16 protein-coding genes and 1 tRNA gene are annotated in these 15,278 nt (G+C 41.2%); 9 read left to right on the plus strand and 8 right to left on the minus strand.

What is annotated here, in order from left to right; all coding sequences use genetic code 11:
- Positions 1-92 precede the first annotated feature (92 nt).
- On the plus strand, positions 93-653 hold the full coding sequence (locus OEX01_05510) for a TATA-box-binding protein (GenBank protein MDH5448444.1): 561 nt from the start codon (positions 93-95) through the stop codon (positions 651-653).
- A 691-nt stretch (positions 654-1,344) separates the two neighbouring features.
- Here the strand turns inward: OEX01_05510 and OEX01_05515 are convergent.
- On the minus strand, positions 1,345-1,911 hold the full coding sequence (locus OEX01_05515) for a restriction endonuclease (GenBank protein MDH5448445.1): 567 nt from the start codon (positions 1,909-1,911) through the stop codon (positions 1,345-1,347).
- A 158-nt stretch (positions 1,912-2,069) separates the two neighbouring features.
- Between OEX01_05515 and OEX01_05520 the strand changes: the two genes are divergently transcribed.
- A complete protein-coding gene (locus OEX01_05520; GenBank protein MDH5448446.1) occupies positions 2,070-2,507 on the plus strand; it encodes an OB-fold nucleic acid binding domain-containing protein in 438 nt (145 codons plus the stop codon).
- Positions 2,508-2,531: 24 nt separating this feature from the next.
- Here OEX01_05520 and OEX01_05525 read toward each other — a convergent pair whose 3' ends face one another.
- The 3 genes from OEX01_05525 to OEX01_05535 form a co-directional block, all read right to left on the minus strand.
- Entirely contained in the window at positions 2,532-2,675 is a 144-nt protein-coding gene (locus OEX01_05525; protein MDH5448447.1) for a YHS domain-containing protein, read from the minus strand.
- An 8-nt stretch (positions 2,676-2,683) separates the two neighbouring features.
- On the minus strand, positions 2,684-3,427 hold the full coding sequence (locus tag OEX01_05530; protein ID MDH5448448.1) for an OB-fold nucleic acid binding domain-containing protein: 744 nt from the start codon (positions 3,425-3,427) through the stop codon (positions 2,684-2,686).
- 269 nt (positions 3,428-3,696) lie between these two features.
- A complete protein-coding gene (locus tag OEX01_05535; GenBank protein ID MDH5448449.1) occupies positions 3,697-3,882 on the minus strand; it encodes a hypothetical protein in 186 nt (61 codons plus the stop codon).
- A 238-nt stretch (positions 3,883-4,120) separates the two neighbouring features.
- Between OEX01_05535 and OEX01_05540 the strand changes: the two genes are divergently transcribed.
- Together OEX01_05540 and OEX01_05545 are read left to right on the plus strand one after the other, a co-directional pair.
- Entirely contained in the window at positions 4,121-4,978 is an 858-nt protein-coding gene (locus tag OEX01_05540) for a GNAT family N-acetyltransferase (GenBank protein ID MDH5448450.1), read from the plus strand.
- A gap of 273 nt (positions 4,979-5,251) precedes the next feature.
- Complete coding sequence (locus OEX01_05545) at positions 5,252-9,232, plus strand: hypothetical protein (protein ID MDH5448451.1); 3,981 nt, start codon at positions 5,252-5,254, stop codon at positions 9,230-9,232.
- 126 nt (positions 9,233-9,358) lie between these two features.
- Here OEX01_05545 and OEX01_05550 read toward each other — a convergent pair whose 3' ends face one another.
- Complete coding sequence (locus tag OEX01_05550) at positions 9,359-9,952, minus strand: GNAT family N-acetyltransferase (protein MDH5448452.1); 594 nt, start codon at positions 9,950-9,952, stop codon at positions 9,359-9,361.
- A 660-nt stretch (positions 9,953-10,612) separates the two neighbouring features.
- On the opposite strand from OEX01_05550, the gene OEX01_05555 reads away from it, so the two are divergent.
- Entirely contained in the window at positions 10,613-11,119 is a 507-nt protein-coding gene (locus OEX01_05555) for an Lrp/AsnC family transcriptional regulator (protein ID MDH5448453.1), read from the plus strand.
- Between the two features lie 204 nt (positions 11,120-11,323).
- Positions 11,324-11,554: a hypothetical protein gene (locus tag OEX01_05560; GenBank protein ID MDH5448454.1), complete on the plus strand. Its 231-nt coding sequence runs from the start codon at positions 11,324-11,326 to the stop codon at positions 11,552-11,554.
- Between the two features lie 317 nt (positions 11,555-11,871).
- Here OEX01_05560 and OEX01_05565 read toward each other — a convergent pair whose 3' ends face one another.
- From OEX01_05565 to OEX01_05575, 3 genes are all read right to left on the minus strand, one after another.
- Positions 11,872-12,372, minus strand: a complete 501-nt coding sequence (locus OEX01_05565; protein MDH5448455.1) for a VIT1/CCC1 transporter family protein — start codon at positions 12,370-12,372, stop codon at positions 11,872-11,874.
- Between the two features lie 78 nt (positions 12,373-12,450).
- Positions 12,451-13,014, minus strand: coding sequence for a hypothetical protein (locus OEX01_05570; GenBank protein MDH5448456.1), 564 nt, complete (start codon positions 13,012-13,014; stop codon positions 12,451-12,453).
- 77 nt (positions 13,015-13,091) lie between these two features.
- On the minus strand, positions 13,092-13,340 hold the full coding sequence (locus OEX01_05575) for a hypothetical protein (protein MDH5448457.1): 249 nt from the start codon (positions 13,338-13,340) through the stop codon (positions 13,092-13,094).
- A 425-nt stretch (positions 13,341-13,765) separates the two neighbouring features.
- Between OEX01_05575 and OEX01_05580 the strand changes: the two genes are divergently transcribed.
- The 3 genes from OEX01_05580 to OEX01_05590 all read left to right on the plus strand — a co-directional run bounded on the left by OEX01_05580 (position 13,766) and on the right by OEX01_05590 (position 15,122).
- Positions 13,766-13,843: transfer RNA gene (locus OEX01_05580), tRNA-Gly, on the plus strand.
- Positions 13,844-13,984: 141 nt separating this feature from the next.
- Complete coding sequence (locus tag OEX01_05585; protein ID MDH5448458.1) at positions 13,985-14,443, plus strand: DNA-3-methyladenine glycosylase I; 459 nt, start codon at positions 13,985-13,987, stop codon at positions 14,441-14,443.
- 88 nt (positions 14,444-14,531) lie between these two features.
- The gene (locus tag OEX01_05590; GenBank protein MDH5448459.1) at positions 14,532-15,122 is read left to right on the plus strand and encodes a uracil-DNA glycosylase; all 591 of its coding nucleotides are present in this window, start codon (positions 14,532-14,534) and stop codon (positions 15,120-15,122) included.
- The last annotated feature ends 156 nt before the right edge of the window (positions 15,123-15,278 follow it).

Raw genomic sequence — 15,278 nt, forward strand, 5'->3', positions numbered from 1 at the left:
AACAAAAAAAGTTGTGCGGAGAAATCTCCTCCTCTTGAGTCTAAGGCTTTATAATAGGTGTTTAGATACTTCACTATACGAAGCGGTGTTTGATGCCGAAGACTAATGCCATAATAAATATTGAAAATGTGGTTGCTTCTGCCACTTTAAACCAGAAGGTTGACTTAAACGCGGTTGTGAAAGGTTATCCATGGGTCGAATATCGCCCAGAACGGTTTCCGGGACTTGTGTTTAAGCTTAGGAGACCGAAGACGGCTACGTTGATTTTTAGCACTGGCAAAATGGTTTGCACAGGAGCAAAATCGGAGAAGGAATCCCGGAGAGCTGTTACGACAGTTGTTAAAGAACTGAAAAAGGGTGGAATAATCATCATCAGCAAGCCGGACTTGAAGATTGTGAACATCGTTGCTTCTGCAAGGTTAGGCGGAAAGATAGATTTGGAGAAGGCAGTTTTCACACTTGGAAAAGCGATGTATGAGCCAGAGCAGTTTCCAGGCTTGATTTACAGGATGGACGAACCTAAAGTGGTCATACTGATATTCGCAAACGGGAACCTTGTTTGCACTGGAGGCAAAAGAGAACAGGACGTCCATGACGCCGTGCACAAGCTTCACAGGATACTCGAAGAACAGCAGCTGATATTCTACGAATAATCTGCCCGCCAAATATGCAAAATATTATGCGCGCGAGATCCATTGTGTGGCTATTACTTTTTTCTTTTTTGAACCTTGCTTACCCACCTGATTTTCTGTTCATATGTTTGACGAAGACTTTCAGAACTATAGATAGGCGGTTCTCTCTGTCTTTCTAACATCCTTCTTTTTACACGTGAAGGCTTCTTTTTCCCCATGCCCGAATCACCAATAAGCTTTCAAATTATCTATTGTGTTCGCTAAACTTAAATAGTCTAAGGTGAAGAATCGAACCTCCCTTCACCCATGATAATAGGAGGGTGATTATTGGCAGAGGAAATCAAAGTTACTACCCTGAATAATTGGGGGCGACCAAGGAAAACAAAGACGATGCCTGCTTTTCTCCTGAAAAAAAGAAAGAGAACTACATTACAAGAAGCATGTTAGGGAACGCCCAAAATGATGATTTCATAAAGCAGTTTGACAGTTTTCATTTGGGAGCTAATGAGGAAACAAAAACCTTTTAGCAGGCCAGAATGCAAAGGGTGCGTGTTTAAAGGGAGCAGATACTGTTGGAACCAATGCCCCTATAACATATGGCGAAGAGAATAATAGAGGTTATGGAAAGTGCAACCGCACGCAATGGCATCGCAGTTGTAGGTGGATTCTTTTTTGTTATTCCAAGAACACCACGCGTGCTCCAAAGAGCAGCCTAATCATTCAAAGTCTTCTCAATCGCTAAAAGTCTCGTCAAATCCTTCTCCAAAAAAACTGTCCAACCACGCTCAAAATGAAAACTGGCATTATCACTAATCAACCTAACATCACAAGCGTAATGACCATTAACACAGCCCTTACAATCAGACTCCTCCACCGGAACAAGACCACACTTCGCCCTACACAAATTGTCTACACAATCGTTTACCACCAAATAAAGACGCTCCAACTTGAAATATGGTGTGATCTTCTCTGAAACTGCTTCAATGTTCTCATGCTCCATCTCACTTTCTGCTGCCTTGGTAAACTGCTTTCCAACAAGGATTCCCTTGTCATACTTCCGCTTCTTAAGAACCTGGCTCATCTCCCTAACAGTATCCACACCAACATATTCTGACCTTGACTTGGATCCGGTTATAACACGTATCAGAATCTTATCATCTGATCCCGAAGGCGAAACCGTAAAATCTACCTGCCTCTCCCTCCTTCGAACTCTCTTATTCTCATAGTCTCTGACCGCCGAGATCACCTCAGCCTTCTTAACAAGCTCCTCTTCTCTCACTATATCACCCTCTAATAATACGACGTCAAAAAACGTTCATCTCAACCGTATCATCTTACATCCCCATATTCTCACGGAATCCTATATACTGCGCGCGCACCGTAACACTTAAGCCATATGCTTCGGATGAACAAGCTTGAAACAACTGGTGCAAGGATATGTCAGGTAAAGAACCATCCAAAAGTGAAGAGTTAGTGAAAGTAGAGAAAGTAACCCCAAATTCCAAACATGTGAACGTGACTGTGAAAGTGATTTCCAAAAGTCAAGTTAGGAACGTCACTGGAAGAGATTATTCCGTACGCAAAGTTGCAGACGCTTTGGTAGGAGATGAAACAGGATGCGTATATCTCACGCTCTGGGATGACAACATAGACAAAATAAACGAGGAAGCCACACTACGCATCACTAATGGCTACGTAAACCTGTTCAAGGGGAACATGCGATTAAACATAGGAAAATATGGCAGCTTCGAACTTCTGGAAGAATCCCCCATTACAGAAGTCAACACAGAAAACAATTTATCAAATAAACGATACGAACAGGAAAGGCGCTATCGCAGATATGGTGAAGGAAGAGGTTACCAACGAAGAAGATAATAAACGCACCGAGAGAATCCCACGCTACTTTGTAAATTTGCGCGGATTCCTTTTAAATTTCTTCTTGCATTTCACACTACAGAAATGGTATGTTTCTCCGTCGTAACTCATCTTAAATCTTGATGTTTTTTCATTCAGAACCACGCCGCAAACAGGATCGCTGGGCATTGCCACACTCACCCATGCCCACGCGTCACAATGCTGTTTAGATTTGGATTATGTTCCAGTTCTCTTATAATGGCTTCCTCATGATTGCACGCGTGCACAACTCTCAATTTGCTGTGTCTCCTGATTCTCAGTTGAGTTTCACCTTTATAAGCGGTGACGCTTGCATTTTCTATTTCAACCATGTCATTTATGGAAAGTGAGTTTATTCGATCGTTCCATAGAGTCAGTTTCACGGTGCCAGTTTCGTCTGTCAAAGTTACATTGGTAAACTTGACATAATCGTTATATCGTGTTAGAGCTAAGTTGGGTCTTGAAATTGCGAGAATACGAGCTTTCACGTTAATTCGCTTCATTCCAGTCTTCAGACCCTTAATTTTGAAATATCTTGCTTTATTGTCATTTGTTCTCTTCATTAGAGCTTTTTTCTCACGTTCAATTATATATGCAAATTCTTTCAGTGGAGCTGTTTCTTTGAGAAGGTGTTCTGGTGTAGGGAATTGTGCAACTACTTTGTGGTCTGTGGTTATAAGGAAAATGGCTCGGTCCCTCGTTTTTTCGCGGCACTGAATTGTTAATTGCTTACACTTGGACCTTCGATTCTGCCAGGCATCCACAATCTTGTTGAAAAGTGTGTTGTGATCAACTCTGTATTTCACAGAAATTTTTGCGAGATACTCGAGAAGCTTCGTATTAGCTGCTGAATGACCCCTACCTTGAGGTCGTCCGCGTGTTGTCCATCTTCTACTTTGCATCCAATCCATCCCAAGTTTTCATTCGATTGCTACCCCGTTTTAATTGCAAGATCTATTGTTAAAAGATTTCTATTGCATTGCTGAATACAGATTTGACTATGGTTCTTCCGTTGATTTATATGCGTACATTTCAATTTGATAGAAGCGTGAGCATGTGTAATAGCCTAAGTCTTCTGACAACCTTCACCTTGAAATTTCGCAAGAACGTGAACGGAAACACTATAAGAAACGACTCAAACTGATGTTAGACTCGCGCGCTTTCCACAAGCTCATTTCTTAGAATTGATTTTCACCAGAAAGACAGCGTTCTTTTTGCCATGGTGGCTTCTATTACATCGCACTGCCACTGTTTTTCGATCTTCGCTTATCCACACGCATATGCCGAAGTGTCCCGCTTCAGGATGAAACTTCCCATCCGCTGGAATCTTCACTTTGTCCCCGATCTCAATCCTCATGATCAACGCACCTTTCAAGAGATGTAATGATTTACTTCAGAGCAACAATCACATCGATTTTTGGCACACAATTTTCTCTTTGAAATAACCACTATAGCTATTAAATGTTGTTTAGAGCGCGCGCATAATTCATGGTTCAAGGAAAAGGGGAAGTTTGCGGGGAAAATCAGGATATATTTCCGCTGTGAGTAAAATCTTAAAAGTGTGTACTCTCGAATCTGAAGAATGAGGAAAATTTATGCTAAAGGTCTATTCCCACAATGATGCTGACGCTAAATCACTTTTGCCTGAAGTTTCGAAATACACTGAAATGGCCAAGCTAATGAAACTACCTTTCTGGATATTAGTTGAGGACTCGAATCCGATAGGCCTAGTGACTACAGGAAAGGAACCCCTGCAACTGTTAGCTCCAATTGGGACTCCAGTAGCTATGATAGATTTGATTCAGAAAAATCAGCCCCGAAGTATTTTGACGGATTTTGCATCTCAATCATTAAAGTTGGCCATTGAGAAAGAAGCTGAATACGCTACCGTTGAACTCACCTCAGAGGAGGGCGATGCAATTGACAGCTTCTTAGAGGTCAAATTCAAAGTTTTAGCCGACACATTCAGGATGAATCTTCAACTCGATCGAGATTTCGACTCTCCTCAAGGGCTTCAATTTGAGCAGACCCGCAAAGAAGAGATGCTTAGATGGATCCAGTTGGCAAGTAGGTTCCTGTCCGGCTCGGCTGATGTGGTCATGGAAAGAATTCTAAGATATCTTGGCGATTTGCCTGAAAACCTTATGGAGATGTACTATTCATTGGAGAAGTTCTATTTCGCTAGCCTAAACAAACGTGAAATTGGGATCTTAAACTTCAGTTCAAAAGCAGGAAGAATCAGCAACGTTGGGATTGACCCTGCAAGACGAGGCCAAGGCTATGGACGGCAAATAATGCTGTTTGCGTTAAAACAACTTCAGGCTGGGGATTGCAAGCAGGCGAGACTAAGAGTGCACATTAAAAACAAACCAGCTATAAACCTGTACAAATCCTTAGGGTTTGAGGTTTCTGAAAGACGAAAATTGCTGATCTACGAGAATAAAGAAGCCTAGGAAAACGAGTGAACAATTGCAATTCGCTCATTTTTTCTTTCTCAACTGTAATTTCAAAACATTACTAGGACAAAAGATTGTGTTATTTGGTACTAGACCCTTTGATACAAGAGCGGAAAAGTGTGGGTTTGCGGGTGATATCTCCACTACGGAGATAGTTTTGTTGCTTTGAGTATGCGCGCGCATCGTCAGCACGATCACGCGAGTAACGCTTTTAAGATTGCCTGTTGCATAAAACGTTTAACCTGTACTCGTGTTGATGGTTTGCGGATCATGTCGAAAAGGCAATCTATAAAACGTGTTCTTGTTCAGGCGCAGGAAAGCGAGAAGAAATTCGACTGGCTTCACGCGATTGATTCTTATGAGAGGATCCGGACTGATGTGTTGAAACAGAAAGATTTTCTGAAGACTGGTGAGATTCAGGAAAGGATTGGCTTCTGTTTTCACCAAGCTGCGTTTCAAGCTGATAACGGAGAAGATTTCAGAGAAAGAATGCACCTTGCAATTGAGGCTTACGAGAAAGCACACGGATTTTACGAAAAACTGCTGAATAAGGACGAGACTGCGAGGAAGTTTCGCTGTGACGCTGTAGCCAAGTATCTTGATTACTGGCTTGCTTCTGATTCCTCTGAAAAGAGGAAGCTTCTTGATGACTGCTTAGAGTCAGAAAGCAAGGCTTTAGCAAGTTTTAGGGAATCCGGAGCCATGCTGGAGTATGCAAGGACTTATAATGAATTGTCTTTTGTCTTTTATTGCAGAGTTTTTCTTGAATGGGACAGGCAGATTTTGAAGAGCATTTTGGAAAAGGGACTGGAGTGGGGTGAGCAAGCAATTGCTGAGCTTTCTGACCTCGGTGACTCATACGAGATTGCGCGGTCCTATTTCACTTTAGGAACTTGTTTGAGCGATGCTGGATTCTATTTGATTGCCGAGTCAGAGGACATAGATAGATACCGGCTGAAGGCTGTCAACTATTTGAGAAAAGCGGCTGAGCTTTCTGAAAAGGTTGGTGATGCAGTTCTCTTGGGATTGTCGCATCTATGGCTAGGAATAAACGCCGGAGGAGAAGAAGCGGTGAAGCATCATGAGAAAACGTTGGAATATGGCGAGCAAACACGACACAACTTCCTTATCGCCAACGGTCTGGATTATCTAGCATATGATACATACTGGAAAGCCCTTGCCACAGAGAATCCCGAAAAAAGGAGGAAATTAGCCAAGAAAGCTATGCGATTCTACGAGAAAGCACACAATCATTATCGCATATTATCATTCATAAGCCCGAGAGGAGGTTTTATTGGTCCACCTTCTGGCCAAGCTGAGCATTATTATCAGCAAGCCTTGTGGGAAACCAACTCCGAAAAAAGGTCAGAGTTGCTGGAGAAATCTGAGAAGATCGGAATGGAAGCTTTGACATTGGCTGAGGACTCTGATATGCCAATGATCATAGCGCAGGTACTTCACGTTATCAGCAAAACTCTCCAAGCCCAAGCCTATACATTACGAAATCCGACAGAAAAAAGGGCATGTCTCGAGAAAGCCCTCAAATATCGAGAAAGGACAGTGGAAATCTTCGGACGTTTAAGCCCATTTTTCTATTGGAACCTGGGAGTGATGCAGAATTATCTCGCAGGAATACAGGCGGAACTCGCTGAACTCGCGCCGGATCTTAATGGTAAAAGAAGGCTTCTTGAGAAAGCAGTACTAAGCAAAGAAGAATGTCTCAAGCTGTGCAGCAAGGTGATACCCTACTTCGAGAGGAAAGGTGAGACGGCTCTTTTCGCCGCACTTCAAGACTATCAAGACACATATGCGACATTGCTCTTGCGCCTCTACGACTTGACAGGCAAGCTAGGTTACCTGAGAAAGACAATAGAAACCTTAAAAGAAGCAATCGAATCGGCCAGAAAGCTAGACATAATCAGCCTCGTGGCCGAATCATACTGGAAAATCGCCAAGGCGCAAGATATTCTGGGAGAACATCTGCAAGCTGCAGGAAATTTCGAACGTGCTTCCGAAAGCTACCTTCAAGCTGCGGAAAAAGTCCAGCTGTTAAGGGACTTCTATCAAGATCACGCAACATACATGAAAGCGTGGAACGAAATTGAGAAAGCACGGATTCACCATGCAGAACGACACTATGGGCAAGCAAAAGACCACTACAAGAAGGCTGCTGATCTCCATGAATCGACAAAACGATGGACTTATCTCAACCCAAACTATTTGGCATGGGCTCGACTAGAAGAGGCAGAAGATTTAAGCAGAGGAGAAATAATCTCCGAAGCCATACAACTATTCAAAAAAGCAGCCAAGCTATTCCGTGAAAGCAAGAATGCTCTTCAAATGGCCGCAGATAGAATTGAGAATACAGATGAAAAAGACCTAGCTGAGAGGTTGATCAAAGCCTCAGGGATAAGAGAAGAATATTGTCTTGGAAGGATTGCCCTAGAAGAGGCAAAAATCCTTAGCAGGCAGGGAAATCATGATGCCAGCTCTGAGAAATTTGGCATAGCTGCAGAAATATTCCAGAATCTCCTTGACAATATTGAACAGGAATCTCGTTTCACGAAGGCGACGATGATCAAGGATCGCCATGAGTTAATGCCCATAATCTATCTCTGCAGAGCTTGGCAAATGATGGCCAGAGCGGAGACTGAAGCTTCCCCGAACTTGTACTTGGAAGCTTCTAAGCTTTTTGAGAAAGCCAAAGAGAGTAGTGTCGATGAAAGCGCGAAGCTGTTGGCGTTAGGTCACAGCCGTTTTTGTAAAGCACTTGACGCAGGTGTAAGATTTGAAGAATCCAGAGATACGATGTTGTATTTATCTGCAACTCAGCATCTAGAAAGTGCAGCAAACTACTATGTCAGAGCAAACTTCAAAATCGCTGCAGAATATGCTATTGCTACGCAACGTCTCTTCGATGCCTACGTATATATTACTAATGCTAATAAGGAAGCAAACCCTGGAAAAAAAGCCAGATATTACATAGCAGCTGAAAAGGTTCTACAAATTTCCATTGGGTCTTATCTGAAAGCAAAACACTCTGCAAAAAGCGAGCAAGTTCAACGACTTCTTGAGAAAGTTAGAGAAGAAAGAGAGCTTGCTGTGTCGTTGAGTGAGATTTTGGTGATGCCAACTATCACCTCATCCACGACGAGTTTTGTCACGCCTAGTCCAAGTGAAGAAACGGCGGTAGGTTTGGAAAAGTTTGAACATGCGAATATTCAAGCTAACATCATCCTTCCTGTAACAGAAATCCCGCTAGGAGAAGAGTTCAATTTAAAGATTCAAATCGCAAATGTTGGGAAGGAAAGTATCTTGCTAGACAAGGTTGAGGGATTCCTTCCTCCAGGTTTTCGGCTGGTTGCCAAACCCAATTATTGCTCCTTCGAAGACATGCGTCTCAGCATGAGGGGGAAAAGGCTTGATCCTTTGAAGACTGAAGAGATTGAGCTGGTCTTGCGAGCATTGGGAAAAGGCATTTCTGAAATAGGGCCCAAAATTCTCTATGTGGACAATACCGGGCATCAGCTGGTCTCAAAGCTCAAGCCCGTGACAATCGAAGTTACCAAGGTTGCACTTCCAGATCGTGTCGCTACGGGTTATGAACCTCTCGACAATCTGCTATTGGGTGGAATACCTGAGAAATATGCCGTCATACTGACAGCCCCTTCTTGTGATGAAAGCGATCTCCTGATTCGAAGGTTTCTAGAAGCCGGAATTAGAGAAGGACAAATCACTTTTCACGTTACAACAAAGGCATTTGAAACGGAGAACCTCACAAAAGAGTTTCAGCCCAACTTCTACCGTTTCATTTGCAATCCTCAAGCAGATGCTATCATGAAGAGTCAACCCAACGTGTTCAAACTGAAAGGCGTTGAGAACTTGACAGACATCAACATCGCTCTGACCTCTGCTTTGCGCAAGTTAAGCCCCACCGTCAAAGCTCCAAGGAGGTGTTGCATTCAAATTGTCTCAGATGTTCTCCTACAACACAAAGCTCTTCAAACTAGAAGATGGCTAACAGGACTTCTCACAGAACTCAAATCAAAAGGCTTCACAATTCTCTCAGTAATGGACTTAGATATGCATTCCCTGCAAGAGGCCCGTGCAGTTTTAGACCTCTTTGAGGGAGAAATCAGCATCTATGGAAAAACAGGCCAAAAAGGCCTCGGAAAATTTCTTGCTATCAAAAGAATGGCTAGGCAAAAATACTTAGAGATCGAAATATCTCTTAGCAACAACAAACCATAAAGCATGCGTACGCGCATGATCCTGCAAGTAAAGTAGACGTTTGCTCAAGTCTTCGAGTACAAAAAAAGGGGAAAGATTGGGTGATGTCTCCATTTGTCGCTGGTTCAAACCCGGCCCTCGGCACCACTACTTCAAAAGCAACTCCATCAATATCCTGTCAGTATACTTCCCATCAAGAAATCTTATATCGTGGGTCAGTTTGCCGCATTTCTTATACCCACATTTTTTGTAAACGTGAAAAGCTCTCTTGTTTGTGGCATAGACAGAAAGCTGAAGCACTTCAAACCCACGTTCCTTAGCGATTTCGGTAAACATCTTTACTATAGTCGTTCCTAATCCCAAGTTGCGGTAGCCGTCGCGAATGAAGATGCCGAACTCTGCCGCATGCGACCGTTTGTCAGTGTGTGGATGGATACTTGCACCTCCAATCAGATTACCGTCAACTCTTGCAACCAAGTAAAGCATTCCCGCCTTTTTGCCACGCTCAAACCATCTTCGCTCCTCTTCCATATCCGTTATTTCATTATCCATAAAGAGGTATTTGCCTTCGCGAATTACGCTGTTAAGCGCTTCCACGATCTCTGGTAAATCTTCTTCTTTAAGCCAGTCAAGCGTGGCTGTTCGTCCATCGTTTAGCTTAACAGTCTCGTAAACAATTGTGACATTCCAGCCTCTCAGAAAGGTTTTAAGAGAAGTAAATAAACTTGCAGTGAGCTCCATGAATTATGGCTACAGTCTAGTTTGGACTTAGACTTCACTGGAGATATCTCCAGCCTCCTACTTTTTCTCTACAGTATACTCTTGACCTGAAACTCTATAGACGATATCTTCAGACACCATTTTGTTTACAGTCTCCAAATTATTCCTGTTGAAAGCCTACCAGACGTGCACAAACAGAGTCACGTTAGGATGTTGCTCATTTGTATCCGATTCAATCTCCTTTTACTGTTTTTATCATCCTCTGTATTAAATTATGTTTCCTAGTGAAAAATGGCAATGACACTAAAAACGCTTGTTCTAGAAATAATTAGCCTATTATTTCCAGTACTACTCCACATTTTCTGCCACTATTCATGACTGCAACACTGCTATTATACATAGCGTACAGAAGAAAACATTGCATGTAACTGTATGGCAGGATAAGAAACCAGAGCTTAAGTACGTTGAAGTGGCAATTTAATATGGTTGGGAAAAAACTAGAAAACATCCTTTCTCCCTCGGAGATGAGTCTATTTTTACCTTTCCCTTTCCCAACCACTAATAGTCATAGTTTGAAGAAGAAAAAGAGCAAAGTAAGTGTGGTTGCTAGCTTCTATTAGATTGAAGTTTCTTCCCACAAATCATAAAAACTGAAGAATGTGAATTAGTTACTGATGTAATATGTATAAATTGAAGGATATTGACTACAAGATTCTTCGTGAGTTGCTGAATAACTCTAAGACGAGTGATAGGCAAGTGGCTAAGAAAATCGGGATCTCTCAGCCAACCGTTACAAGAAGGAGAGCAAGGTTAGAAAGAGAACTAATTGATGGTTATACTGCTATCCCAAAATGGGAGAAACTTGGGTATGAGATACTTGCAATCACACTGGTCAAAACTAAAGAAGCTCTCGGATTGAAAGATAGCTATAAAAATGCCCATGAAAAAGGGATAAAATGGCTGATGAAACAGCCCAATGTCCTTATGAGTGGCGGATGTAGAGGCATGGGGGTGAGTGGCTTTATGATTTCGGTTCACAAGAGCTACTCAGATTATGACAGTTTTATGTCTAAACATAAGCGAGAGTTAGGAGACACGTTTACTGATGTTCAAACTGTTCTTGTGAATCTTGGTGGAAACCAGATTCTGAAGCCCTTCCATTTGAAATACTTGGCAGAAGCAAAATAGTCTTTCCACTATTCATGATAGCAACACACTACTAGCAATTGTACTGTACAAAAGAAAAAAGAGAAGAGATTGACTGGTCTATTTGAAATAAGGACATTTCCTATAGTCTGCATGGGCAAATGTATCGATTTTCGGAATATGTGCTCTGAAAGAATAATCATCCTATATAACAATACACAAGATACTCACTTGGAGAACAATGTTATGAACAGAAAGAAGAAAAAATCTGTCTTTCCAATAGAGAAGAAACTTGCTGCTATTGAATGGAAATTAGAGCTGTTAAAAACATCTGTAATGACTACTCATACTCCTCTAAGAACAATAAAGAGCATGGTTCAGGCAGATATAACACTTCCAACTCAAAACTTACTTCAAAAAATCATTAATTCTCCATTGCCACAAAAAGACACGCTTGCCAAATTTCTTCATCTGTAAAAAACACCTTTCTATAATTCCTCATTCTACCACTGTTTATGATAACAACACTATTAGCAGCCATAGTGTACAGAAGAAAAAGCTTGCACAGTAAGTCGAAATTTGTTCCATAATTCATAAAAGCTGAACGGAGAACATTATCTATCACTTGCTCCAATAGAACTCAAGGTGTAGCTACTGAACCATAGTCTGCAATGCTCTCTGTTCAGCTTTTATGACTTGTGGAAGAAACTCCAAAAGTAAGCCAGTTTCTCTCTTGGTTCATTCTATATTGTGGGCTTTACCTTTTCCATAAACTAGCTTGCTAGGATTTTGTGTTATAGAGCAGTGATTAGATCTGCTATAAGATGGGAGATGATTGCTCCAAGAAAAGCTATAGCTGAATACTTTAGTCCAGAATACCACTTGTTCTCACTACTTATTTTTCCAACATAACTTCCAAGTGAAAAGGCAACCAAGGTTCCTAATACAAAGGCAAGAATTATGGCTGTTGCCATGTTCAGAAGGATGAAAGGGATAAGAAGCATAAATGATATTCCTATAGAACATAAGAAGGCAAGACCGCTGCTCAAGTAGATTTCTCTTTTTGAATGAACCCTTGTGATCACTTTATGTTCAGTTGCCTCATGGATCTGTAGTCCTCTCTCAGCAGATTGGGACATGTAAAACCCTATAGAATTTCCAAATGCATTGGCAAATCCACCTATAACACCAGCTATTATGACAAGTCTTGAATCTGTAGTTGCCTCAGCCACTCCTATTATCAAACCCAAACTCATGATTAAGCCATCAGCAAGACCAAAAGCTATGCCTTCCAAACAATAACTCGTTTCATCTTCCTTCATGTTTTCCACCAAATCCATAGTTCACCTTGAATCTCAATTCATCTATATTAATTATGTCTCGCCTGAAGGCCAGAAAATGGAATTCCAACAACCAAAACTATGGCTTTTATGACTTGGGGAAGAAACTTCAAAGAAAAAGTGGAGTTTATTGTTGTGCTTATAGTGTTTGCTCTCTTTTTTTTTCATTTCATTATAGAGGTATTCGAACCATTCCCATATTTGTGGACGTTGTGTTTCCCTTCTCATTTCTTCTGCTATTGGCTTTATTCTCTCCCATGCTCTTTTGACTGGTGAGCTGAAGAGGTCATCAACTAGGTCAATATCTATGAGTTCTCTATTATGAAGAACACGTAATCCTTCAAAGAACCAGCCGGCTTCATTTGTTTCTAGTAAACCATATTTTTTCTTGTAAGTATTGAAGTTCTTATATTCTCTAGTCTTGACTTTTTCCCACGCTCCTTGCAACTCCCTACTCCCGAAAGCTGAATACAATCTAATCACCAAGTCTGTCTGCCTTGTTATGACCAAATTCCTAAGCTCCAGAATAACAAATACAACACCTACTATTACGCCTGCGCCTGCAACTACTGCTGAAATCGATGCTATATTCAACATATTTTACACCTACGCAAAACAGAAATATCAACTTAAACATATAACTAACTGCAAGTTATAGGAGAAATGAAGGAAAATTAGATTAGATTAGTCACTTTGTCTAGAAGATGAAATCCGATTAAATGGATTTGGCTTCCACATCTGTTGCATTTCAGGATTATCTTTGCCGTTCTATCTCCTTTCATAATTGTGTCTAGAACTGTGAACCTGTCTTCTGTCATGTCATCTGGGGAGATCTCAATTCCACATTTTGGGCAATTAAATTCTCCTTTTCCCTTTGTCTTAGTAAGATCAACAGTAAAGAATCTAGTTTTCTGCAACTCCATTCTTTCCAGTATCCATTATTAACTATGACTTAGCACAGACTTAAGATTTGACTAAATGGTTAGCACGAATTGCTACATTTATACACAAACTTTTAATATTCTAGCTGCTATAGGATTCTACATCTAATATAGGAGAAAAAGGAAGATGCCTAATGTCACTTGCATAAAGTGTAACAAGAAAGGTAGTCTAGTGATTAAACCTACAAAGTCTAAAGGCTACACCTACAAGTACTGGTATGTTGAGCATTGGGATGGAACAAAGAGATCATGGTGTTACATAGGAAAAGATGAGGATTTACCAGCAGAGTATAAAGAAATCCTAAAGTCCGAAACAAATCCAACAACAGCTAACTATACACAAACTGATACACAAAACATGCACAAACAAAATAAAGCACAACAAGGTTTAATTTCTCAAAATAAGAGCGGCTATAGTCTAGTTTGGTTTAGGACATCAGCCTGCCACGCTGACGACCCGGGTTCAAATCCCGGTGGCCGCACCACAAAATTCAGGCGAGATAAGCAGCTTTATTGTATGCATATTGTTGAAATGCAGTAGAAAGACTGTTGCGGTCATTTTTCAAACGCAAGGCAACAGTTAATTATATTTTAAAATTCTAGATTATGTATTGGAGGGATGAGTTATGGAAGAGTCAAGTTGGTGTCCCTCAAGCTGGGTGTACAGAGAAAAACGGCCACAAAGTGATGATGTATACTTTGAGAATATGACACGTATCATCTTTCAAGCAGGCTTAAGTTGGAAGATGATTAACAAAAAATGGCAAAACTTCAAGAAGGCGTTTGAAAACTTTTCTATCTCGAAGGTTGCGGAGTTCGACGATAGCGATTTGGCGCGGCTTATGACCGATAAAGGCATAGTGCGAAATAGACGCAAGATTGAGGCTACAATAAAAAACGCAAAGGAATTCCAAAAAATAAAGGAGCGGGAGTCATTCCAGTCATACCTTGATAGTCTTGATAAGTCACAAAACTATGTCTCTGTAATTAAAGAACTCTCTAACAGATTTCAACGTTTGGGACCTTCTTCAGCTCGTATCTTTCTCTACAGTGTTGGAGAGAATGCAAGGCATCCAGAAGAATAAGGAACACTTCTGCCAATAAGCACTTTGCACATTTGCAACAAAAATTATATTCACTCGTTAGTTTGAGTAAAGGCGACGATGAGTTTAGATGTCGAAGGAAAAATTGATAAAGGGAATTAACGCTGAAGTGGCGGCTTGTGTTAAATGCAGGCTATGGAATCAACGTAGACATGCAGTTCCAGGCGATGGAAACATTAAGGCAGAAATAATGTTTATCGGCGAAGCTCCTGGAAGACAAGAAGACTTGAGAGGGCTACCTTTCGTAGGAGCTGCAGGAAAAATCTTCGATGAATTACTGCACAACATCGGGCTTTCACGAAAAAAAGTTTACATAACAAACATTGTAAAATGCCGACCTCCTGGAAATCGCGACCCGACGTCGGAAGAAATTACCACTTGCACTGGGCTGTATTTGAATTGTCAAGTTCAAATTATTCGACCAAAGTTCTTAGTGATGTTGGGCAGGCACTCTGCTGCATTTGTTCTTTCTAAAGCGGAAACTGAGGTTGGGGGTATTACGAAGATTCACGGAAGAGTGTATGAGATTAATCCTTTTGGCTTTCCTGTTATTGCCATTCCCGTGTTTCATCCTGCGGCGGCGCTGTATAACATAAAGTATAAAGACTTGTTGGAAGAGGATTTCTGGGTTTTGAAGTCTGAGATTGAAAAACATGGCTGAATCGTTAAAGAATGTGTGCTCATTTTTGGGCTAGACTCTATACTATAGGGTCCTGATAGACGCCTAATGTGTTGAGTTTGTTAGACAGTTATGCTGCCCAGAAGGGAGTTGTTTTCTTTCTCATCAACTCTACATACTCATTTAGAATTTCCAGTT

It is taken from the genome of Candidatus Bathyarchaeota archaeon (genome assembly GCA_029882535.1).
Classification (GTDB): Archaea; Thermoproteota; Bathyarchaeia; order Bathyarchaeales; family SOJC01; genus JAOUKM01.